This window comes from Serratia silvae, assembly GCF_023282985.1.
Classification (GTDB): Bacteria; Pseudomonadota; Gammaproteobacteria; order Enterobacterales; family Enterobacteriaceae; genus Chania; species Chania silvae.
In genome coordinates, this window is sequence record NZ_JAGQDC010000012.1 from 63,726 (window position 1) to 87,337 (window position 23,612).

General features: G+C 54.4%; 17 protein-coding genes. 4 read left to right on the forward strand and 13 right to left on the reverse strand.

What is annotated here, in order from left to right:
- Positions 1 to 225 precede the first annotated feature (225 nt).
- Positions 226 to 1,734 (forward strand): glycerol-3-phosphate dehydrogenase, encoded by a 1,509-nt coding sequence (gene glpD / locus KAJ71_RS15165; RefSeq protein WP_248946508.1) that lies wholly within the window; start codon positions 226 to 228, stop codon positions 1,732 to 1,734.
- Positions 1,735 to 1,830: 96 nt separating this feature from the next.
- Here the strand turns inward: glpD and glgP are convergent, their stop codons facing one another.
- The 6 genes from glgP to asd form a co-directional block, all read right to left on the reverse strand.
- Positions 1,831 to 4,278: a glycogen phosphorylase gene (glgP, locus tag KAJ71_RS15170; RefSeq protein ID WP_248946509.1), complete on the reverse strand. Its 2,448-nt coding sequence runs from the start codon at positions 4,276 to 4,278 to the stop codon at positions 1,831 to 1,833.
- A gap of 24 nt (positions 4,279 to 4,302) precedes the next feature.
- A complete protein-coding gene (glgA, locus tag KAJ71_RS15175) occupies positions 4,303 to 5,736 on the reverse strand; it encodes a glycogen synthase GlgA (RefSeq protein ID WP_248946510.1) in 1,434 nt (477 codons plus the stop codon).
- Positions 5,737 to 5,818: 82 nt separating this feature from the next.
- Positions 5,819 to 7,096 carry a glucose-1-phosphate adenylyltransferase gene (gene glgC, locus KAJ71_RS15180; protein WP_248946511.1) on the reverse strand — a complete coding sequence of 426 codons (1,278 nt, stop codon included), beginning with the start codon at positions 7,094 to 7,096 and terminating at the stop codon, positions 5,819 to 5,821.
- A 12-nt stretch (positions 7,097 to 7,108) separates the two neighbouring features.
- Positions 7,109 to 9,094 (reverse strand): glycogen debranching protein GlgX, encoded by a 1,986-nt coding sequence (gene glgX / locus KAJ71_RS15185; RefSeq protein ID WP_248946512.1) that lies wholly within the window; start codon positions 9,092 to 9,094, stop codon positions 7,109 to 7,111.
- Positions 9,094 to 11,277, reverse strand: a complete 2,184-nt coding sequence (gene glgB, locus KAJ71_RS15190) for a 1,4-alpha-glucan branching protein GlgB (protein WP_248946513.1) — start codon at positions 11,275 to 11,277, stop codon at positions 9,094 to 9,096. Before glgB ends, glgX begins: the two co-directional genes overlap by 1 nt.
- A 439-nt stretch (positions 11,278 to 11,716) precedes the next feature.
- A complete protein-coding gene (gene asd, locus KAJ71_RS15195) occupies positions 11,717 to 12,823 on the reverse strand; it encodes an aspartate-semialdehyde dehydrogenase (RefSeq protein ID WP_248946514.1) in 1,107 nt (368 codons plus the stop codon).
- Positions 12,824 to 13,025: 202 nt separating this feature from the next.
- Between asd and KAJ71_RS15200 the strand changes: the two genes are divergently transcribed.
- Positions 13,026 to 13,619 (forward strand): YhgN family NAAT transporter, encoded by a 594-nt coding sequence (locus KAJ71_RS15200; protein WP_025119274.1) that lies wholly within the window; start codon positions 13,026 to 13,028, stop codon positions 13,617 to 13,619.
- A 43-nt stretch (positions 13,620 to 13,662) separates the two neighbouring features.
- Here KAJ71_RS15200 and gntT read toward each other — a convergent pair whose 3' ends face one another.
- Positions 13,663 to 14,979 (reverse strand): gluconate transporter, encoded by a 1,317-nt coding sequence (gene gntT, locus KAJ71_RS15205; RefSeq protein WP_248946515.1) that lies wholly within the window; start codon positions 14,977 to 14,979, stop codon positions 13,663 to 13,665.
- Between the two features lie 306 nt (positions 14,980 to 15,285).
- Here gntT and KAJ71_RS15210 point away from each other — a divergent pair, with 306 nt between their 5' ends.
- Complete coding sequence (locus KAJ71_RS15210) at positions 15,286 to 15,792, forward strand: gluconokinase (RefSeq protein ID WP_248946516.1); 507 nt, start codon at positions 15,286 to 15,288, stop codon at positions 15,790 to 15,792.
- Positions 15,793 to 15,828: 36 nt separating this feature from the next.
- Here KAJ71_RS15210 and gntR read toward each other — a convergent pair whose 3' ends face one another.
- Both gntR and KAJ71_RS15220 read right to left on the reverse strand, forming a co-directional pair.
- The gene (gntR, locus tag KAJ71_RS15215; protein WP_248946517.1) at positions 15,829 to 16,824 is read right to left on the reverse strand and encodes a gluconate operon transcriptional repressor GntR; all 996 of its coding nucleotides are present in this window, start codon (positions 16,822 to 16,824) and stop codon (positions 15,829 to 15,831) included.
- A 135-nt stretch (positions 16,825 to 16,959) separates the two neighbouring features.
- Positions 16,960 to 17,655, reverse strand: coding sequence for a pirin family protein (locus tag KAJ71_RS15220; protein ID WP_248946518.1), 696 nt, complete (start codon positions 17,653 to 17,655; stop codon positions 16,960 to 16,962).
- A gap of 387 nt (positions 17,656 to 18,042) precedes the next feature.
- Here KAJ71_RS15220 and KAJ71_RS15225 point away from each other — a divergent pair, with 387 nt between their 5' ends.
- Positions 18,043 to 18,540: a GNAT family N-acetyltransferase gene (locus KAJ71_RS15225; RefSeq protein WP_248946519.1), complete on the forward strand. Its 498-nt coding sequence runs from the start codon at positions 18,043 to 18,045 to the stop codon at positions 18,538 to 18,540.
- A gap of 75 nt (positions 18,541 to 18,615) precedes the next feature.
- Here the strand turns inward: KAJ71_RS15225 and iolE are convergent, their stop codons facing one another.
- The 4 genes from iolE to iolD all read right to left on the reverse strand — a co-directional run bounded on the left by iolE (position 18,616) and on the right by iolD (position 23,075).
- On the reverse strand, positions 18,616 to 19,512 hold the full coding sequence (gene iolE, locus KAJ71_RS15230) for a myo-inosose-2 dehydratase (protein ID WP_248946520.1): 897 nt from the start codon (positions 19,510 to 19,512) through the stop codon (positions 18,616 to 18,618).
- A gap of 62 nt (positions 19,513 to 19,574) precedes the next feature.
- A complete protein-coding gene (locus tag KAJ71_RS15235; RefSeq protein WP_248946521.1) occupies positions 19,575 to 19,967 on the reverse strand; it encodes an IolE/MocC family protein in 393 nt (130 codons plus the stop codon).
- A gap of 40 nt (positions 19,968 to 20,007) precedes the next feature.
- Positions 20,008 to 21,021 (reverse strand): bifunctional inositol 2-dehydrogenase/D-chiro-inositol 1-dehydrogenase, encoded by a 1,014-nt coding sequence (iolG, locus tag KAJ71_RS15240; protein WP_248946522.1) that lies wholly within the window; start codon positions 21,019 to 21,021, stop codon positions 20,008 to 20,010.
- A 113-nt stretch (positions 21,022 to 21,134) separates the two neighbouring features.
- Positions 21,135 to 23,075: a 3D-(3,5/4)-trihydroxycyclohexane-1,2-dione acylhydrolase (decyclizing) gene (gene iolD, locus KAJ71_RS15245; protein ID WP_248946523.1), complete on the reverse strand. Its 1,941-nt coding sequence runs from the start codon at positions 23,073 to 23,075 to the stop codon at positions 21,135 to 21,137.
- Positions 23,076 to 23,612 lie beyond the last annotated feature (537 nt).

Consider the following 23,612-nt stretch of genomic DNA (forward strand, 5'->3'; position numbering starts at 1 on the left):
GCTCCCTCTCCCTGTGGGAGAAGGTTGGGGTGAGGGGCCTATGCCGCAGCTTTCGCAGAACCAATACCCCTGTTATTTGTATACCTACTATCACCAAACTGTTACCTCTATCACGCAAGAATGTTTTTGTTTGGTTAACTCTTGGCTTGTTTGTTGGTTTCCGATTACAATAATGAGCGAAAACGAACATAAAAGAGCTATTTCGAACACCTGGAGGAAGTGAACGTGGAAACCAAAGACTTGATCGTTATCGGTGGCGGTATCAACGGTGCTGGCATCGCAGCCGATGCTGCCGGGCGGGGGCTATCCGTTCTGCTACTGGAAGCGCAAGACTTGGCCTGTGCTACGTCTTCCGCCAGTTCAAAACTGATCCATGGTGGCTTACGCTACCTGGAACACTACGAATTCCGTCTGGTCAGCGAAGCGCTGGCCGAACGCGAAGTGCTGCTGAAACTGGCACCGCACATCGCCTTCCCCATGCGTTTCCGCCTGCCGCATCAGCCCCATCTGCGCCCGGCCTGGATGATCCGCATTGGCTTGTTCCTGTACGATCATTTGGGTAAACGCACCAGCCTGCCAGGCAGTAAAGGTTTGCGCTTTGGACCAGAGTCCGTCCTGAAGCCGGAATTAAAGCGCGGTTTCGAATATTCTGACTGCTGGGTAGACGATGCGCGCCTGGTCGTGCTTAACGCCCAAGCCGTAACTGAACGCGGTGGCGAAGTTCGCACCCGCACCAAAGTGACCCGCGCCTGGCGTGAAAATGGCCTGTGGATGGTAGAAGCCACCGATGTCGACAGCGGAAAAACCTTCACCTGGCGCGCCAAAGGCCTGGTGAACGCTACCGGCCCATGGGTAAAACACTTCTTCGACGATGGCCTGAAGCTCAAGTCTCCTTACGGTATCCGCCTGATCAAAGGCAGCCATATCGTGGTACCTAGGGCACACAATCAGCCCCAGTCTTATATCTTGCAGAACGAAGATCACCGTATCGTGTTTGTCATCCCGTGGTTGGATGAGTTCTCCATCATCGGCACCACCGACGTGGAATACCATGGCGATCCGAAAGACGTGAAGATCGACGATAACGAAATCGACTATCTGTTGAAGGTGTATAACGACCACTTCAAAAAACAGCTGGGCCGTGATGATATCGTCTGGACCTACTCCGGCGTGCGCCCGCTGTGTGATGATGAATCTGACTCACCGCAAGCCGTGACCCGCGACTATACGCTGGATGTGCATGACGAGCAGGGCAAAGCCCCGCTGCTTTCCGTGTTCGGAGGCAAACTCACCACCTACCGCAAGCTGGCCGAACATGCGATGGAAAAGTTGGCTCACTACTATCCTGGCTGTGGCCCGGCGTGGACCAAAAACGGTTCCCTACCAGGGGGCAACATTGACGGTGATCGCGACAGCTATGCCGCTAAACTACGCCGTCAGCACGGTTGGATGACGGAGTCCCTGGCTCGTCGTTACGCCCGCACCTACGGCAGCCACAGCGAAATGATCCTGGCCAATGCCAATAGCCTGAACGATTTGGGGGAAGACTTCGGCCATGACCTGTACGAAGCTGAACTGCGTTATCTGGTAGAGAAAGAGTGGGTTGTCGAGCTGGATGATGCCCTGTGGCGTCGTACCAAACTGGGGATGTGGCTCAGCGAAGAGCAGCAGGCACGGGTGAAAACCTGGCTGGCAGAAAATGCCAAACCAAAAGCGTTGTCATTAGCGTCTTGATTGAGGTGTGAGTAGACGGGCGCAGTATGCAGCGCCCCTACGGCATACGGGACGCAACAAGTTAAATTCAAGGGCCGGTGATCCGGCCCTTGGCAATTACAGCTTTATCGGTTTGATATTCCAAATCTCATCCGCGTACTCCTGAATCGTCCGGTCGGAAGAGAAATAGCCCATATTGGCGATATTGAGTATCGCACGCTTGGTCCAGTCGTCCTGATTGAGATATACCTCATCCACCTTATCCTGCGTATCCACATAGCTACGATAGTCGGCCAACAGTTGATAGTGGTCGCCGAGATTGACCAGTGAATCGAACAGGCTGCTGTAACGCTTAGGCTCTTCGGGGCTGAACACACCGGTAGCGATCTGCGTCAGCGCCAGATGCAGCTCTTCATCCTGCTCGTAATACTGACGTGGGTTATACCCATCGCGGCGCAACGCTTCCACCTGATCGGCGGTATTGCCAAAGATAAAGATATTATCTTCACCCACGTGTTCCAGCATTTCGACGTTGGCCCCGTCCAGCGTACCTATGGTCAAGGCACCGTTGAGAGCAAACTTCATATTACTGGTGCCCGACGCCTCGGTCCCCGCCAGCGAGATCTGCTCGGAGAGATCGGCAGCCGGAATGATCATCTGGGCCAAGCTCACCCCGTAGTTAGGGATAAACACCACCTTCAAATCATCATGCACTCGCGGATCGTTGTTGATCACCTTCGCCACGTCGTTGATCAAGTGGATGATCTGTTTAGCAGCATAGTAGGCCGAAGCGGCTTTACCCCCGAAGATCACCACGCGCGGCACGCGTTTAGCATCGGGATCTTGCAACAGACGGTTATAACGCGTGATCACATGCAATACGTTCAGCAGTTGCCGCTTATATTCGTGGATCCGCTTGATCTGTACGTCGAACAGCGCGTCGGGATCCACCACCACGTTGAGCTTTTTCGCGATATACGCCGCCAGCCGCTCTTTGTTCTGCCGTTTGGCAGCCTGCACGGCCTGCAAGAAGCTCGGGTAATCCGCGTTCGCTTTGATTTCACCGAGCTGGCTGAGATCGGTACGCCAGTTATGACCGATGCTGTCATCCAGCACTTTGGATAGTGGCCGGTTAGCCAACCCCAGCCAGCGGCGCGGCGTTACCCCGTTGGTTTTATTGCAGAAGCGATCGGGGAATACGCGGGCAAAATCAGCAAACAGGGACTGTACCATCAGTTCGGAGTGCAGTGCCGAGACGCCATTCACCTTATGGCTGGCGACCACTGCCAGCCACGCCATCCGCACCCTGCGCCCGTTGGTTTCATCAATGATGGAGACCCGTGCCAGCAATTGATTATCGCCCGGCACCACTTGCTGTACCTGCTTGAGGAAATGATCGTTGATTTCGAAAATCAGCTGCAGGTGGCGCGGCAGGATCTTGCCCAGCATATCGACCGGCCAGGTTTCCAGCGCTTCGCTCATCAAGGTGTGGTTGGTATAGGAGAACACCTTTTCCACCACAGTCCAGGCATCCAGCCAGCTGAAATTGTGCTCATCAATCAGCAGATGCATCAGCTCAGGGATCGACAACACCGGGTGGGTATCGTTGAGGTGAATGGCAATCTTGTCGGCCAGATTGTCGAAGGTTTTGTGCATCGTCCAATGGCGGTTGAGGATGTCCTGGGTGGTGGCTGAAACCAGGAAATACTCCTGCCGCAGGCGCAGTTCACGCCCGGAATAGGTGGAGTCATCGGGATAGAGCACGCGCGAGACATTCTCGGAGTGGTTTTTATCTTCCACCGCGGCAAAATAATCCCCCTGGTTGAATTTACCCAGGTTGATTTCATTACTGGCCTGAGCGCTCCACAAACGCAGCGTGTTGGTAGCATCGGTATCAAAGCCCGGGATCACCTGATCGTAGGCAATGGCGATAATCTCTTCGGTTTCCACCCAGCGGGCCTTCGCCCCTTCCTGCTGAACACGGCCGCCAAAGCGCACTTTATAGCGGGTATTGTGGCGCGGGAATTCCCACGGGTTGCCGTATTCCAGCCAATAATCCGGCGACTCCATCTGTTGGCCATCGACGATGTTCTGCTTGAACATGCCATATTCGTAGCGGATACCGTAGCCCCGGCCAGGCAGCGCCAGCGTGGCCAACGAATCCAGGAAGCAGGCAGCCAACCGCCCCAGGCCGCCATTGCCCAGGCCAGGATCGTTCTCTTCCTCAAGCAGTTCACTCAGGTTAAGACCCATCTCATCGAGTGCGTCCTCAATATCCTGGTAAATTCCCATCGATAACAGCGCATTCGACAGCGTACGACCAAGCAGAAACTCCATCGACAGGTAATACACCTGCCGAACATCTTGCGAAAGCTGGGCGCGATTAGATCGCAACCAACGTTCCACCATCCTGTCGCGCACCGCAAACAGCACAGCGTTAAGCCAGTCGTGCTGGGTGGCAATAGCCGGATCCTTACCGACAATAAACATCAGTTTATAGGCGATGGAATGTTTCAGCGCTTCAACACTGACCGTGGGTGAGGTGTAACTAAACGGTGAAGTCATAGTAATTCAATCCCAAGTACGTGATTACGACAAGCGTTGATAGAGCGACAAATATTCCTTTGCCGCGACTTGCCAGCCAAAATCCAGACTCATGGCGTGGCGTTGTACGTGCTGCCAATGTCTCGGCCTGCTCCACAGCACCAGAGCACGCCGAATGGCATTGCCAAGGGCAACAGCATCACAATCATCAAACACAAACCCGCTGGCAGTGCCGTCGGCCAGGTTCTCCAGCGCACAGTCCACCACCGTATCTGCCAACCCACCGGTGCGGCGCACCAGCGGCAACGTGCCATATTTCAGGCCATAAAGCTGTGTTAACCCGCAAGGCTCAAAGCGGCTGGGCACCAGGATCACGTCCGCACCGCCGATAATGCGGTGGGAAAAAGCATCGTGGTAGCCAATCTGCACGCCGACCTGTTCTGGATAATCGGCCGCAGCTGCCAGGAAAGCCTGCTGCAATACCGCGTCACCCGCCCCCAACACCACCAATTGCCCCCCTTGATCCAACAAGGCTGGCAGGGCTTCCAGCACCAAATCCAACCCTTTCTGGTTGGTCAAACGGCTGACCACCGCAAACAGTGGCAACGATTCATCCACCTGCAGCCCCATGGCTTTTTGCAGATGAACCTTGTTCTTGGCCTTGTTTTTCAGGCTGTCGGCGTCATAGCGTGCCGCCAGGCGCGCATCGTGTGACGGGTCCCAAATCTTGTCATCAACACCGTTGAGAATGCCGCTCAATCTCCCCTGCCGCTGCCGCTCCTGGAGCAACCCTTCCATCCCGTAACCAAACTCCGGCTGGGTGATTTCACGCGCATAGGTCGGGCTGACGGCGGTGATATGGTCGGCGTAGTACAGACCAGCCTTCAGGAAAGACATCTGACCATAAAACTCCAGGCCATAAATATTCAAGAATGACGATGGCAACCACAGCTCCGCCATATGGTGGGCGGAGAATAGCCCCTGATAGGCCAGATTGTGTACGGTGAAGATTGAACGTGCCGGGTGGCCATTAGCCGCCAGATAGGCGCAGGCCAAGCCAGCATGCCAATCGTGAGCATGGACCAGTTTTGGCCGCCAGTAATGATCCAACCCCTTCGCCAACTCGCAGGCGATCCAGCCCAGCAAGGCAAAACGGCGGTGGTTGTCCGGGTAGGCGTACATCGACTGATCGTGGTACGGGCTGCCCGGCCGGTCATACAGCCAAGGGGCATCGATCAGGTAAACGCCCACGCCATGATAGGTGCCATAACGCAGGCCTACGCGCCCGGCAAAAGAGTCGATCTCGGCAACCAGTACCGTGTCCGGGATACCGTTGCGCACGTCAGGAAAAGCCGGTAATAGCACCCGAGCATCAGCTCCTGCGGCAATCTGCGCCGTCGGTAATGCGCCAACCACGTCTGCAAGCCCGCCGGTTTTAAGCAGCGGGAACATCTCGGAACATACGTGTAAAACCTGCATTATCACTCCTGAAATTCGGTAAAAACGTCTTTACGGAGATAAGGGGCGTGGCGTGCCGCGCCCAAGGTTCTGGCCGGAATGACTACAGTTTTGCCAACATTTCGCGCGTCACCAGCACGATCCCCTCTTCCGAGCGGTAAAAACGCTTGCTGTCTTCCTCGGCGTTTTCACCAATCACCATGCCTTCTGGAATATGGCAGGCGCGATCGATAATGCAGCGGCGCAGGCGGCAGGAGCGGCCAACGTTTACGTCGGGCAGTAATACAGAAGAGTCGATTGTGCAGAAGGAGTTCACCCGCACCTTAGAGAACAGCACCGAATGCACCACCACCGAACCGGAGACAATGCACCCGCCAGCCACCAGCGAGTTCATGGTCATGCCGTGGCTGCCGGAACGGTCTTGCACAAATTTGGCCGGCGGCAACGGCTCCATATAGGTGCGGATCGGCCAGGAACGGTCGTACATATCTAGCTCAGGCGTCACCGAAGCCAGATCGAGGTTAGCCCGCCAGTAGGCTTCCAAAGTCCCGACATCACGCCAATACGGTGGTAGATCCGGACCACATCCCACGCAGGAAATAGTAAACGGATGCGCCCAGGCAGCACCTTGCGCGGTAATTTTGGGGATCAGATCCTTGCCGAAATCGTGGGAGGAACCTGGGATCGACATATCTTCTTCCAGCAGTTGGTAGAGGTAGCTGGCGTTGAAGATATAGATACCCATGCTGGCCAGTGACATATCCGGGTTACCTGGCATGGCTGGCGGATCGGCCGGTTTCTCCAGGAACTCGAGGATCAGATCATTGTCGTCCACCTTCATCACGCCAAACTCGCTGGCTTCCTTGCGCGGTACGGGAATACAGGCAACCGTGCACTGCGCCCCTTTCTCGACGTGGTCGATCAGCATGCGCGAGTAGTCCATTTTATAAATATGATCGCCCGCCAAGATCACCACGTATTCCGCCTCATAGCGGCGAATGATGTCCAGGTTCTGGTAGACCGCATCCGCGGTACCTTTGTACCAGTGTTCGGTGCTGAGACGCTGTTGGGCTGGCAGCAGATCGACAAACTCGTTCATCTCTTCATTGAGGAACGACCAGCCACGCTGAATATGCTGCACCAGCGTATGGGAATGATACTGAGTGATCACCCCCATGCGACGGATCCCTGAGTTCAGGCAATTGGACATGGCAAAATCGATGATGCGGTACTTGCCACCAAAGTGGACGGCTGGCTTGGCGCGGGTAGAGGTTAAATCTTTCAAACGCGAGCCACGGCCGCCTGCCAATATCAGGGCGACGGATTTGTTCGGCAGCTGGCGTGCCAGCATCAGGGGGTCTTTACTGTCGTGCTTAACCATAACTGACTCCTTTTAATTTTTCTCTACCAGCACGCAAAGCGAATGCGCAGCCTGGCACCAGGCGGGTAGAACCGCCCGCGAATCTTCCTGAGTAAAGGGGGCGACAACCTGCCAATCACCCTCAGGTAACGTCATATCAACGGCTTGCTGGGTAGCGTTGATCACCATCAGCCAGCGTTGCGACAGGCGGATCTGCAAGCAGCGATCGCCCTGTTCCCACTGTTGCGCACTGAGCGGCTGCCCCTGCGCGTTCAACCACTGCACGCTGCCGTCTCCCTCCTGCCACCAGCGGTCTGCCTGCAAAGCAGGAATTTGCTGGCGCAGGCGGATCAGCGCGGCGGTGTATGCGGTCAGTGACTCATCCGCATTGGCCCAGTCGAGCCAGGTGGTTTCGTTATCCTGACAGTAAGCATTGTTGTTGCCTTGCTGGCTATTGCCATGCTCATCACCGGCCAGCAACATCGGTGTCCCCTGTGCCAGGAGCAGCGTGGCAAGCAGTGCCCGCTGGCTGGCCTGGCGGCGTTGCAAAACGGTTTCGTCGGCAATCAGGCCTTCAACCCCGTGGTTACAGCTAAAGTTTTGGTCACTGCCATCACGGTTTCCCTCTCCGTTCGGCTGGTTATGCTTCTCCTCGAAACTCACCACGTCCTGCAAGGTAAAGCCGTCGTGGGCCGTCAGCATATTGATGCTGACGTAGGGTGCGCGCCCACGTTGGTTGAATACCTCGCTGGAGGCAGCAAAACGCTGGGCAAACTGACCCAGTGACCGATCGCCCCACAGCCAGAAACGGCGGATATCGTCACGGAAATGGTCATTCCACTCAGCAAAACGGCCTGGAAATGCGCCAACCTGATAGCCCTCCGGGCCAATGTCCCAAGGCTCAGCGATCAGTTTGCAGCGCCCTAGCGTATCGTCCGCCAGCATCGCCTGAAACAGCGGTGCATCACGGTCAAACGCTGGTGTGCGGCCTAACACGGTGCCAAGGTCGAAGCGGAAACCGTCGACATGGCACTCCCGTACCCAAAAGCGCAGGCAATCCATCACCCACGCCACGCCTGCTGGCTGATCCAACCGCAGCGTATTGCCACAGCCGGTGAGGTTATCGTAATCACCATCAGGGGTTAGCCAGTAGTAGCTGACGTTGTCGATACCGCGCAGCGACAGCGTGGGCCCATCCACATCCAGTTCGGCACTGTGGTTGAACACCACGTCCAGGATCACTTCGATCCCCGCCCGGTGCAGCGCTTTCACCGCATCGCGAAATTCTCGTAGCGGCGTTGTCCCGGTGCTCAAACTGCTGTAGCGGTTGTCTGGCGCGAAGGGAGCCAGCACGTTGTATCCCCAATAATTAATCAATCCCAGGCGCTGCAGACGCGGTTCCGTGGTGTGCTGCTGCACTGGCAAAAGCTCCAGCGCCGTGATCCCCAACCGCTTGAAGTAGGCAATCATTGCCGGGTGGCCCAGAGCGGCAAAGCTGCCACGCAATAGGGCCGGGATCTCCGGGTGCGTTAGCGTCAGCCCCCGGACGTGGGCTTCGTAGATCACCGTTTTGCCCCAAGAGGTGGCAGGCGGGCTATCGTCCTGCCAGTCGTAGCTTTCGTCGATCACTACGCATTTGGGCATTAATGGGGCGCTGTCCTGCTGGTCTGGTTGATCGTACCCCCCATGCAAATGCACATGGTCGGCAACCGGCCCTTCTACCGCCCGCGCTGCCGGATCGAGCAGCAGCTTGTTGGCGTTAAACCGCAGCCCAAGATGCGGCTCAAATGGGCCATGCACCCGAAAACCATAACGTTGCCCCGGCTCGCCTCCCGGCAGATAACCGTGCCAGATATCACCGCTGCGGGCAGGCAGTGGCAGACGTGTTTCACGATATTGCGCATCGAACAGGCACAGCTCAACCTGCGTGGCATGTGCAGAAAACAGAGTAAAATTGATGCCATTACCGTCGTAATAGGCCCCTAAGGGCGCGGCGAGACCCGGCGTCAGTTCAGCCATCAAACCTCCCGCCGTAGATAAACCGTGGCCAGCGGTGGCACCATCACGCTGATCGAATGTTCACGGCCGTGGCTGCCGATCGGCTGCGAGATCACCCGCCCCTGATTACCCGCGTTGCTGCCGTGATAATGGTGTGAATCGGTATTGAGGATTTCCTGATATTCGCCAGCATGTGCAATGCCAATGCGATAATGAGGACGCGGTACCGGGGTAAAGTTGCTGATGGCAATCAGTTCATTGCCCTGCGAGTCGTAGCGTGCGAAGGCAAATACCGAGTTATCGTGATCGTCGACCACCAGCCACTCAAAGCCGTCTGGGCGATAATCTCGCTCATACAGCGGCGCATTCTCCTGGTAACAGTGGTTGAGATCGCGTACCAGCCGTTGCACTCCGTGGTGCCAACCGTCCAATCCTTCCAGCAGATGCCAGTCCAGGCTGGTATCGAAATTCCACTCACGCCCTTGAGCAAATTCGCTGCCCATAAACAGCAGTTTTTTGCCCGGATGCGCCCACATAAAGCCGTAATAAGCCCGCAGGTTGGCGAATTTCTGCCAGGCATCCCCCGGCATCCGATCCAGCACGGAGCCTTTGCCATGCACCACTTCGTCGTGCGAGATCGGCAGCACGAAGTTTTCGGTATAGGCGTAGAGCATGCCGAAGGTCATCAGGTTGTGATGGTATTTACGGTGCACCGGATCACACTTCATATAATCCAGCGTGTCATGCATCCAACCGAGATCCCACTTGTAGTGGAAGCCCAAGCCGTTGGCATCCGGCGGCAGCGTGACCCCCGGATAATCGGTCGATTCTTCCGCCAACGTCACCGCCCCTGGCCGCTCTTTGCCCAGCGTCTGGTTGGTGTAACGCAGGAAGGAGATCGCTTCCAGGTTCTCATTACCGCCATAGTAGTTCGGCACCCACTCGCCGTCGGCACGGCTGTAGTCACGGTAGATCATCGACGCCACCGCATCGACGCGCAGACCGTCGATGCCAAAACGCTCCAGCCAGTAAAACGCATTGCCCGCCAGGTAGTTACGCACCTCGTGACGGCCATAGTTGTAGATCAGCGTGTTCCAGTCCTGATGGAATCCTTCGCGGGGATCGGCATATTCATACAGCGCGGTGCCGTCGAAGTTGGCCAGGCCATGGGCATCGCTGGGGAAGTGCCCCGGCACCCAGTCCAGGATCACGTTGATTCCTGCATCATGAGCCGCAGCGACAAAAGCTTTGAACTCCGCTGGCGTACCAAAACGGCGGGTTGGCGCATACATTCCCAACGGCTGATAGCCCCAGCTGCCGTCGAACGGATGTTCGTTGATCGGCAACAGTTCAATATGGGTGAAGCCCATATCTTTAACGTAGGGGATCAGCTGCTCGGCCAGCTCTTGATAGCTGAGCCAGAAATTATTGTCGGTATGGCGACGCCAGGAACCCAGGTGCACTTCATAGATGGAAATCGGACGGTCAAAATCATTGGCCCGCTGCCTTTCCGGCGTGTTTTCCACCACCGCAGGCAGCGGTGTGATCAACGAGGCCGTTTCTGGCCGCATCTGTGCTTCGAAAGCATAAGGATCGGCTTTCAACTGCACGTTGCCATAACAATCGATAATCTCGTATTTATACAGCTGCCCGGCCTTCACGCCCGGTAAAAACAGCTCCCAAATCCCGTTCTCTCTACGCAGGCGCATGGGATGACGCCGTCCATCCCAAAAGTTGAACTCACCCACTACCGACACGCGCTGAGCATTCGGTGCCCAAACGGCAAAGCTGACTCCGTCCACATTATCCAGCGAACCAGGATGCGCCCCAAGCCGCTCATAAGGCCGCAGATGGGTGCCCTCGGCCAGCAGCCAGCTGTCAATATCCTGCAACAGGGTGCCAAAACGATAAGGATCTTCGAGAAGTTGTTGATGGTCGCGCCAGCTAACTTCAAGTTGATAGCGGAAAGGGGTTTTACGACGCGGCACGAGAGCGCTGAAAAAACCACGAGCGTCATCGCAATTGAGTTGAACCAGACGGTTACCGGTTTTACTCTCTACCAGCCACACGTTGCCCGCATCCGGCAACAGCGCACAAATCTGTAGGCCGTTTTCAGTTACATGCATGCCAAGCAAGGAAAAGGGGTCGGCATAGTGACCGGAGATGAGCTGATTGATCACGTCACGTTCGGGAAGTACAGGCATAGCATTCTTCCTTTGATTAAGAGCATGACTTTTAAAAGGCTACGCTGAACAAAAAGCAGCCGTTGCACCTATCATGCAATTCATTTGCTACCTAAAGCGTGATTCCAGTCGGTTATTGATTAATCGATCGCCTTCATGCTCGCAGTATCGCTCTTTATGCTTATTTTTAAGGCGAACTTTCACCATTGATGGAAAACTATTCATCCACCTAATAAGCATAGCCATGTCTGCTAAAAACACGGTGGCATTACCAAGGAAAATTTTTAGTCGGAAAACCGGCGGAACGGGCAACCTTCGGTGACTGTGTCTGATATAACGGCGGGCGTGACGTCACCTCGCTTACATCGCCTTTACTGCGACAGCAATCGAGAACAGAAACGTGGAAAACAGGACATTGGAGGGCTGAAAGAGATCAGCCCTCAGGAATTTCAGTTCAAGGTTACAGCAAGATACGCAGCATGCGGCGCAACGGTTCGGCCGCGCCCCACAACAGCTGATCGCCAACGGTGAAGGCGGAGAGGTATTCCGGCCCCATATTCAGCTTGCGCAAACGGCCAACCGGCGTGTTCAACGTGCCGGTTACGGCAGCCGGCGTCAGCTCACGCATGGTCAGTTCGCGGTCGTTCGGGATCACCCGTACCCAGTCATTGTGCGTAGCCAGCAGTTGCTCGATTTCCGGCAGTGGGATGTCTTTTTTCAGCTTCAGAGTAAATGCCTGGCTGTGACAGCGCAGAGCACCAACGCGCACACACAAACCATCAACCGGGATGATGCTTGACGTGCTGAGGATCTTGTTGGTTTCTGCCTGGCCTTTCCACTCTTCGCGGCTTTGGCCGTTATCCAGCGGCTTGTCGATCCAAGGGATCAGGCTACCCGCCAGAGGAACGCCAAAGTTATCGGTTGGCAGCTTACCGGAACGGGTGGCCTCCGTGACTTTACGCTCGATGTCCAGGATCGCCGAGGCCGGGTCCTGCAACTCCTTCGCCACATCGGCATGCAGCATGCCCATCTGGGTCAACAATTCACGCATATGGCGCGCACCGCCGCCGGAAGCCGCTTGATAAGTGGCAACAGATGCCCACTCCACCAGATCGTTGGCAAACAGGCCGCCCAGCGACATCAGCATCAGGCTAACGGTGCAGTTACCACCAACAAAGGTCTTGATGCCTTTGTTCAGCCCTTCCTGGATCACTGCATGGTTGACCGGGTCGAGGATGATAATCGCATCGTCTTTCATACGCAGAGAAGAGGCCGCATCGATCCAATAACCCTGCCAGCCGGTGGCCCGCAGCTTTGGATAGATTTCATTGGTGTAATCGCCACCTTGGCAGGTAATAATAATATCGAGCGCGCTTAACGCTTCCACATCATACGCATCTTGCAGCGTACCTTGCTGTTGGCCACCGAAAACCGGGGCGGCAGCACCGAGCTGCGAAGTGGAGAAGAATACCGGACGAATGGCGTCAAAATCGCGCTCTTGTGTCATGCGCTGCATGAGTACCGAGCCGACCATGCCACGCCAACCAATGAAACCAACGTTTTTCATATTTACAGTCCTGCCTTGGAGGATGACTATGCTCTATACCCTTTGAGGAAGGGTATGAGATAGAGTTAAGTTATGTGTTGTGTGCAATATCTACCCACCTTACAAAATGTCGGCGCGAGCGCAAAGTGAATTTATTCAATAAACGGGCAATTCTCAGCAATGCTGCTTATACCCGTCATTTTTTCTGATGTTGAGGCCTTAAATGACAGAGATGATTGCGGCGACGGTGTTGCTGTTTTTAATTATGGATCCGCTGGGTAACCTGCCGATTTTCATGTCGGTGCTGAAACACCTGGAACCGCGCCGTCGCCGGGCGGTGGTGATCCGCGAGTTGCTGATAGCCTTGGTATTGATGCTGATCTTCCTGTTCGCGGGCGAACATATTTTGGCATTCCTTAACCTGCGCACCGAAACCGTGTCGATCTCCGGCGGGATTATCCTGTTTCTGATCGCCATCAAGATGATTTTCCCTTCGCAGGAAGGCAGCGGTAGCGATCTTTCCGCCGGAGAGGAGCCTTTCCTGGTGCCGCTCGCCATTCCGCTAGTGGCCGGGCCATCGATTCTGGCAACCTTGATGCTGCTTTCACACCAGTACCCCAACCAGATTTCGCATCTGGTGGTGGCCTTGCTGATTGCCTGGGGATTGTCGGCGGCGATCCTGCTGATGTCGAACCTGTTCCTGCGGTTACTGGGTAGCAAAGGAGTGAGTGCACTGGAACGGCTGATGGGGTTGATTCTGGTGATGCTGTCCACCCAGATGTTCCTGGACGGTGTTCGGGCCTATCTGAACCTTTAGCAGTCAGGGCGCAGCAGAGATTGCTGCGCCCCACCTTTGAGACTTAAACCACCATCGCCAACAGCAGGCAACCAATCAGGCCGCAGACTGAAATGATGGTTTCCAACACCGACCAGGACTTGATGGTTTCCATAATGGTCAGGTTGAAATACTCCTTGAACAGCCAGAAGCCCGGATCGTTAACGTGAGAGAAAATCACGCTGCCTGAACCGACGGCGATAACCATCAGCTCCGGGCTGGCCCCGGTGGTGGCAATCAGCGGAGCCACAATCCCCCCGGCGGTGATCGCCGCTACGGTCGCGGAACCCAGCGCAATACGCAGCACTGCGGCAATCGACCAGGCCATCAGGATCGGTGACACGTCGCTGCCATGCATGATGCCAGCAATGTATTGCTCAATGCCGCTGTCCACCAGCACCTGTTTGAACGCCCCGCCACCGCCGATGATTAACAGCATCATGGCGATGATTTTGATGGAGTCACTGACGGTGCCCATCACTTCGTCCATGGTGCGGCCACGGTTCAGGCCGAAGGTAAAGATGGCGATCAGCACCGCGATCAGCGTTGCCATTACCGGGTCACCAAAGAACTCGGCGTAAGACAGGAACGGGTGGCCTTTAGGCAACACCATTTCCGCCACGGCACGCAACGCCATCAGGATCACCGGCACCAGTGCGGTCGCTACGCTAACGCCAAACCCTGGCATCTCTTCTTCGGTAAAGGTTTTTGGGTTATATAAACCGACCGGAACCGGCTTATCGATACCTTTCAGGAAGCGGGCATAGACCGGGCCTGCCAGGATCACGGTTGGGATCGCCAGCAAAGTGCCGTACAGCAGGGTTTTCCCCATGTCCGCATGGAAAATGGTAGCGATGGCCGTTGGGCCTGGATGCGGTGGCAGGAAACCGTGGGTAACGGACAGCGCCGCAGCCATCGGCACACCGACATACAGCAGCGGGATACGCGCAGAGGCAGCAATGGTAAACACCAAAGGCAGCAACAGCACGAAGCCCACTTCGTAGAACAGAGCAAAACCGACGGTAAAACCGGTCAGCACGATGGCCCATTGGATATGCTGTTTACCGAACTTGTCGATCAGCGTGGTGGCAATCCGCTGCGCACCGCCACAGTCCGCCAGCAGCTTACCGAGCATGGCACCAAAGCCCATGATCAGCGCCAGACCGCCGAGCGTTCCGCCCACGCCGGCCTTGATAGAACCAATCACTTTGTCTACCGGCATTCCCTGCATGATACCGACCGCCAGAGCGACCAGAATCAGCGAGATAAAGCCGTTCAGCTTAAAGCGGATCATCAGCAGCAGTAGCATGGCTACGCCGATGGCAACAATCACTAGTGGCATAATTTTTCTCCAACTCTTTTATCACTTGGCCTATGCGTAACGGCGGCGAAAGAAGGTGCTTTGTTTTCGTTGTACGACCCTATCCTGGTGGTCTAAGTAGGCAGCTGAGTACAGTGGTATAGCCAATGGATACAGATTGCAGCCCGCCACGTGGCGACATGAAAACAACGAGTATTCTCCCTGTTCTATGCTGTGTGATGACAATCACATCTCCATTTGTTACGCGTATCATGATACCGGTAACATGGTAAGATCCGAAACTAGGTAACCCAGCAAAATTCGCATTCTGAGATAGAGATCAAACTTATGGCGGGAAAAAGCATCATCCTGATGGGCGTCTCCGGCAGCGGCAAGTCCACAATTGGCGCGGCGGTAGCACGAGAAATCAAAGCAAAATTTATTGATGGCGACGATCTGCATCCACGCGCCAACATCCAGAAGATGGCCAGCGGCCAACCGCTGAATGACGAAGACCGTGCCCCCTGGCTACAACGCCTCAACGACGCGGCGTACAGCCTTCATCACAAGAACGAAAGCGGGATTATTGTCTGCTCGGCGCTAAAACGCCGCTACCGCGATCTGCTGCGCAAAGACAATGACAATATGGTGTTTATCTATCTGAAAGGCAGCTTCGAGGTGATCCTGGCCCGTCTGCAAGCCCGCTCCGGGCATTTTATGCCCACCGAGTTGCTAAAAAGTCAGTTTGAAGCGTTAGAAGAGCCAGGTGCAGACGAAAAAGATGTGATTTGCGTGGATATCGATACCGACGTTGAAGGCGTTGTTGGCCGCTGTGTCACAGCGCTGAAACAATAAGTTAGCCGCTCTGGGCGCTGGCTATTGCGCCCAGGTTCAGATGCTGCCACCGGGTGCTACGGTGAAACCAACATCCACCATGCGTGGAGAAACCGTTTCCCCGCGCAACCGAGCCAACAGACGCTCTGCGGCGATCTGGCCCATATGCTCACGCGGCGTCAGCACGCTCGCCAGTTTTGGCACCATCACCTGGCCGATATCGTGGCCGTGGAAACCGGCAATCGCCATATCTTGTGGGATCGATAATCCTTGGCGCTGGCACTCAAATGCTGCACCGATCGCCAAGTCATCGTTGGTACAAAAAATACTGTCGATCTGCGGGTAATCGCGCTGTGCCTCGCGCAACATCTCACCACCGGCCGAATAGGAAGAAGAGCGTGCGGTCATGATGCTGTAGGTTTCAAGGCCTGATTCACGCATGGCCTGTTCGTAACCCTGCTGTTTGATGATGGTACGTTCATCCTGACGCGCGCCAAAATACACCACATGACGGTGACCACGAGCGATGATTTGCTGGGTCATTTGGCGGGCCGCTTCAAAGTTGTTGAACCCGACCGCCAGATCGATACAGGGTGAGACACAATCCATCAACTCCACCACCGGGATGCCCGCCACTTCAATCATCTTCAGGGTACGCGCGGTATGGTGGCGTTCGGACAGGATCAGCCCATCGATATTGTAAGAAAACAGCGACGTCAGGCGCTCTTCCTCACGCTCCGGCAGATAGCCGTAGTGCGCCAACATGGTTTGATAGTTGTGTGCATCGGTAACACTTTCGATACCCCGCAGCACTTCGGCAAATACTTGGTTAGTCAGCGACGGTAGCAACACACCGATCGCCCGGCTGGTGGCGTTGGAAAGAATATCCGGGGCGCGGTTGGGGATGTAGCCAAGTTCGTCCAGCGCTACCGCAATTTTTTGCTGTAAAGCGGTAGAAACCTGATCGGGATTGCGCAAATAGCGGCTCACCGTCATTTTAGTGACGCCAACCTGATCCGCGACATCTTGAAGCACCGGCCGTTTTTTCTTCATTATCAATGAACTGGCTAACCATGAATGGGCAGCCATTTTAGCAAATAAAACGCCTTTCCGATATTGTTGGTTATCCGGCCAGCAGAGGCAAAAAATGGCCCGGTATTGCACCGAGCCATCGCCGTTACTCTGTCATCACACTGGTGGCAGATCGAACAGTAAAATCTCGCTATCTTCATCGGCATGGATCGACAACGTTGTCTCATCCCAGATGGCAAACGCATCGCTAATACCCGCTTTGTGGCCATTGATGGAGACATTGCCGTTAACCACCTGGATCCAAACGCGGCGTTCTGCCTGGATTGGATAGACCGATTGCTCATCTTTTTTCAGCGCCCAGCGTGACAAGGTCATATCTTGGAACACCTTCAGCGACCCTTCACGGGCGTCTGGCGACAGCACCAACTGGCGGCCTTGTGGCGCATCAAACATCCGTTGCTCATAACGTGGCTCCAGCCCAACCTGATCCGGAATAATCCAGATCTGGTAGAGATGCAATGGCCGATCGCTATTGGCATTGTACTCGGAGTGACGAACACCGGTCCCTGCACTCATGATCTGAAACTCACCGGCATTGATCTGTTCTTTGTTGCCCATGCTGTCCTGATGCTCCACCGTGCCGCTCAGCACGTAGGTCAGGATTTCCATGTCTTTATGGGGATGAGTACCAAACCCCTGGCCTGCATCAATCACGTCTTCGTTGATTACCCGCAGCGCCGAGAACCCCATAAAATCGGGATCGTAATAGTCGGCAAATGAGAAGGTGTGCCAGCTGTCTAGCCAACCATGATTAGCATGACCGCGATCTTGTGCCTTACGTAAATAAATCATATTCAACTCTCCTCAACGTTTTCTACAGTCTAGACCTGACGGATGAATATGAAAGCGCAAAAATCTCACCCCTCTGTTCAAAAAATTAGGTGGAGTTTGGCAAGGAGTAGCAAAGGATTTGTGGGATGGGTTGGTCGCTGAATTTGGGCAAAAAAAAAGCCAGCACCCGAGCTGGCTAAGTAAACACTGGAAGCAATGTGAGCAATGTCGTGCCTTCAGCAAACAGTATCAAAGGTTGATACTCTCCCTGAACGCATGGCAATAATAATCATTATCATTCGCACTTGTAAAGCGTTTTTTTGACCAACCAGAAATTATATTGACTCATGGCAGTAAACGGATAATTTGGGAGTTTATTCAAATGGTAAACGCATAAGTGAGGAAAGAATGAGCGAGATTGTAGTCCGTCACGTGGAAAGTAACGATGCTGAAACTTTGCACCAGCTATATTCCCACCCGGCCGTTTACCGTGACACACTACAACTACCGCTACCCTCAAAAACTATGTGGCAGCAACGTATTGCTAATGTGCAGCCCGGAACCTACAACATGGTGGCCTGCATTGATGAGCGCGTGGTGGGACAGCTATTCGTGGAACTCAACCAGCGGGTACGTCGCCGTCATGTGGCCACTATTGGTATCAGCGTGGATGCCGGTTACCACGGCAAAGGCGTCGGCAGCGCGCTAATGAAGGCGATGATCGATATCTGCGACAACTGGGCAGGCATTGAGCGCATTGAGCTAACGGTGTTCACCGACAATCAGGGTGCCATTGCGCTGTATCGTAAGTTCGGTTTTGAAATTGAAGGCACCAGCCGCCGCTTTGCCATGCGCGATGGCGAGCTGGTGGATGCCTATCATATGGCCCGCTTTAAAAACCCGTAATCAGCACAGCCTTGTAGGTGGGGCGCTCATAGCAATGCCCCACCTGTTTAGACACAGCAATACGCATTAACTGACTTAAAGCCCGGCCGTTTCGCGAATATAGCGGCGTGCTTTTACAGCGTATTCAAAAGGATTGGCCAACGCCGGATCCTGCTCTGCTTCCACCACCATCCATCCCTTATAGCCACGCTCATCCAGCAGCTTAAATACCGGCCGGAAATCGATCACACCGTCACCCGGCACGGTGAAGGTACCTTTTTTCACCCCGTCCAGGAAGCTCAGACGCTTAGTCTTAACTTCTGCCACTACCTCGTCACGCACGTCTTTCAGATGCACATGGTTAATGCGCGGCAGGTATTTCTCCAGGATCGCCAACATGGCCTGTTGGCTACCTTCAGAGTAATAGGCATGCCCGGTATCAAACAGCAGGTAAACATCATCGTTCACCATGCTCATATAGCGATCTATCTCTTCGGTGGTCTGGATACCCGTGCCCATATGATGGTGCAGACAGACCTGCATCCCCTTTCCGGCGGCAATTTTCGCCAGCTCGTTATACCCCTGCGCCACCCGCTGCCACTCTTCATCGCTGAAGTAAGGCTTCTCTTCAAACACCGCCTTGGTGGTACCCTGAATGCTCTTGCTCTGCTCGGAGCAGCCAATCACTTTGGCACCCATCGCATGCAGGAAATTCATGTGGTTAATAAACTCATCAATGGTTTTTTCTTTTTGCCCATCGGCAAAAAACGTGCTGAACCAGGCATTACAGATCTGGATACCGCGAAGATCCAGCATTGGTTTCAATACCTTGTGATCGCGCGGGTATTTGCTACCCACTTCACTGCCAGTGAACCCGGCCAGCGCCATTTCGCTGACGCACTGCTGGAACGTATTCTCGTTACCTAGTTCAGGCATATCGTCATTCGTCCAGCCAATCGGGGCGATTGCCAGTTTTACATTGTCTTTGTTCATTTTTCAGCCTCAGTCATGTAGGCACTTACCGGCCTGCTTCCCCGCCGGCGTGGCCAAGAAAGTTATTTACCCAAAAGCTCTTTTTCGATGCACTCTCTGGTGGCCACCGTCTGGGCAGGCATTCTCTCCGGGTAGCCGAACAGCGAGGTGCAGATGATGGACTCCCCACCCACCTTGAAGGTACGGTTGGCAAACTCCATATCTCGCAGAGTTTGAAAGAGGGTCGCGAAGTCCACTTCCCCTTCGCCAAAGGAGGAAATCTCTACCCCGGTGGCTTTTAGCGCCCGTTGATATTCCGCCTGAACTTCACGACCGGCTTTTGGATGTTTATAGAATGGGTTGATCTGCGGGTGCAGTGACTGCTCAATGCACTTATAGTCCCAGTCAGCCACCTGCTCCACCATTTGGGTAATACCCAGATCTTTAATCACATCGACATCAAAAGCGATTTTCATTGCCGCCCCTCTTCAAAGCATCAAGACAATACCTACCGGCTTATTTGCCATAGAAGCCAGGGCGGGCGGGCAAGGTGACTGGCACCACTTCACCGCTGGTCTGTGCGGCGATACAGGCATCCGCCGCCACCGCAGCCGCAAAACCATCCCAAGCGGAAGGCCCGGTGAGCTTGCCAGCCTGGACGTCATTGATAAAAGCTTGCAGCTCAACGTCATAAGCGCCGATAAAGCGGTCTTTCCAGTCGACCAGGATCTCGGTGGAAAGTTTGGCACCGCTACGCATTTGCACCGCAGAAGGCTCTGGCAGCTTGGCGATGCCAGTTTCCCCCACCACTTCACACTGAATGTCGTAGCCGTATTGGCAGTTAACAAAGATTTCGACGTCAATTCGGGTGCCCTTGGCGGTTTCCATCAGCACAACCTGCGGGTCTCTCAAATGTGGCAGGGCTTTGCTGCTCTTGCGTGGGAACACCACCTGTACCGAAACGTAATCGTCGTCCAGCAGCCAACGCAGCACGTCCAGCTCGTGAATGAGCGTATCGGTAATGGCCATATCCGTGGTGTAGGCTTCCCCGACCCTTGGGTTACGGTGGGCGCAATGCAGCATCAGCGGCTCGCCGATCTGCCCGCTGGTCAGCACTTGTTTCAGTGCCCGATAGCCCTGATCGTAAGGGCGCATAAAGCCCACCTGTACCAGACGTTTGCCGTGCTTGGCTTCGGCATCCACGATGTTCTTGCAGCCCCGTGCCGTGACTGCCAGCGGCTTCTCGCAAAATACCGGTTTACCCGCAGCAATGGCGGCCAGCACAAACTCTTCATGGCTCGGCCCCCATGACGTGACCAGTACCGCCTGTACGTCTGGGGAGCTGATCAGATCGTGGGCATTGTCATAAACCTTGGCGTCCAGTTTCAGTTCACTGACCACCTTGGCGGCACTGTCTCGGTTGATATCATTCACCGCGACGACGCGGCTACCCTGCAACACCTGACTACAACGGCGAATATGATCTCTACCGATAGCTCCGGTACCAATAACCCCAATGTTCAATGTCATTTTCGTTATCCTCGTGGACTGTAAACGGCAGACGCAAGGTCTGAAGTAGATCGGATTATTTACATCAGCGCGGCATGCTCCACCGCCCCAACAATTTCTAAGACATCGCGTTATCAGTAGCTGCGGGCTTTATCGATGTTCTCTTGCAGCTTGCGAGCTACGGCGATAATTTTTTCACTTTCAGCCACCTGGGCACCGCCCACGCGCCACCAACTGAGATATTTGTGCACCATGGTTTTTGGCAGCACTTTGATATCCAGCAGGGTAGAAACCTGTTGCTTGCGGGCATCCGCTAACGCATCGATCAGCTGTTGTTCGGTGGTAATGCTGTAGGTTTTGCAACCATAGGCCGCCGCCAACATGGCAAAGTTAACCGGAACCAGTTTGCCATCCAGCTTGCCCCCGTGTGGGTTGCGGAAGCGGAACTCGGTGGTATAGCTCCCCATGCCGTGCTCTATCTGCAGGTTGTTGATGCAGCCGTTGGTCATGTTGTCGAACAGCACCACGTTAATTTTGCAACCTTCCTGGATCGAGGTGACCAACTCAGAATGCAGCATCATGAACGCCCCATCCCCCACCATGGCGTAAACTTCGCGCTGTGGCTCCGCAAGCTTGACGCCTAACGCGGCATTAACCTCATAGCCCATACAGGAGTAGCCGTATTCCACGTGATAACCGTGCTCACCCCGATTTTGCCAGACTCGTTGCAGATCGCCCGGCAGGCTGCCAGCGGCGGCAACGATGACGCTATCCTGTGGTAAATGCTGATTCAGCACCCCCAGCACTCGGCTCTGGGTTAATACAGAGTCGGTTTGTTCGATAAACTCGGCAAACACCCGTTCACGATCGAGACTATCGTCGATTTCCGGCACAAAGCCTTTGTTGGTATAAGTCACTTGATAGACACGCTCAGTCTCTTTTTGCTGTTCGCCAAGCGCCTTGCTGATAGTTTCTTGCCAATCGGAACGATAATCCGCCTGAGCCAACAACGGGCTGAGAGAGGCCAGCGCCGTACGGGCATCCGCCAAGACTTGCAGACCATCCAGTTTGCCGGCATCAAACACGCTGACGTTGATGTTAAGGAAAGCCACATCCGGATTTTGGAACAGCCATTTTGACGAGGTGGTGAAGTCGCTGTAACGGGTGCCAATGCCGATCACCAGGTCTGTCTGCTTCGCCAACATGTTGGCCGCCAGGCAGCCGGTTTCACCGATGCCACCCAGGTTATAAGGATGGGCGGAAAACACCGTGCCTTTACCGGCCTGAGTTTCGGCAAACGGAATATGGAAGCGTTCGGCAAACTGCTGCAATTGTTCCCCAGCCTGTGAATACTTCACTCCTCCACCGCAAATTATCAACGGCTTGCGTTTACCCACCAGTAACGCCAGGGCATCAGCCAGCGAATTCTCGCTGGCTGGGCGACGTTCAAGGCGATGTAGCCGCTTGTGGAAGAAATAGTCTGGGTAATCGTAGGCTTCGCCCTGTACGTCCTGTGGGAGACATAACGTGACGGCGCCGGTTTCTGCCGGATCGGTCAGCACACGCATGGCATTGATGCAGGCGCTCATCAGCTGTTCCGGGCGCACAATGCGATCCCAATATTTACTGACGGCACGGAAAGCGTCGTTGGTACTGATGCTCAAATCGTAGGATTGTTCGATCTGTTGCAATACCGGATCGGGTTGGCGAGAGGCGTACACATCGCCCGGCAACAGCAGTAAAGGAATGCGGTTAGCCGTGGCAGTGGCCGCAGCGGTGATCATATTGGCCGCGCCGGGGCCGATGGAAGAAGTGCAGGCGTAGATCTGCTGGCGCAGCTTCTGCTTGGCAAATCCGGTAGCGGCATGCGCCATCCCCTGTTCGTTGCGCCCCTGATGCACCACCAGCTCGCCACAGTCTTGCTCCAGAGCCTGCCCTAGGCCAAGTACGTTACCGTGGCCGAAAATGGCGAAAATACCCTTTACGAATTTGGTTTCGACACCGTCTACCAGCAGGTACTGGTTGTCGAGAAATCTGACCAGCGCCTGTGCCATGGTCAACTTGATCTTACCCATTTTACTCACCCTTTTCTTTTGGCGTTATCCCAAGCCTGCAGCAGGTGGTAGTTTGCGAGCAGGCAGGCGTATCTGGTAGCGTGACGCTGACTTTCGTTACACAAAAGCAGTGATAATCTTGTCTGGGTTGTTACACACTGCTCATGCAATAAGCGGTTTGAAACGTGTATTGATTATAAACAAATATATTTTTCATAAAATACAAATACAGAAAAAACATTTCATTTTGCGATAAAGATCGCATAACATCGAACCACGAAATTTATAGTTATATATACAATTCAATTAATTAGAAAAAAATAATCATGATTTTCTTTCGTTCGACGCGCCTACTCGACGATCAAACCCGCTGGCATCATGATGGCGCTCAGTTGAATAGCTAATTTCTGCAATTCATTGTTATATAAATAATAATATACAATCTCTGTAGACTACCCGTTGCAAGCTGCTTTTAAATGCATCACATTTTCGGGGTGTAAATTTCACTTCATATTGAAATTGAAATTTTTATTCCTCATACTTCAACCATGCTTCCTA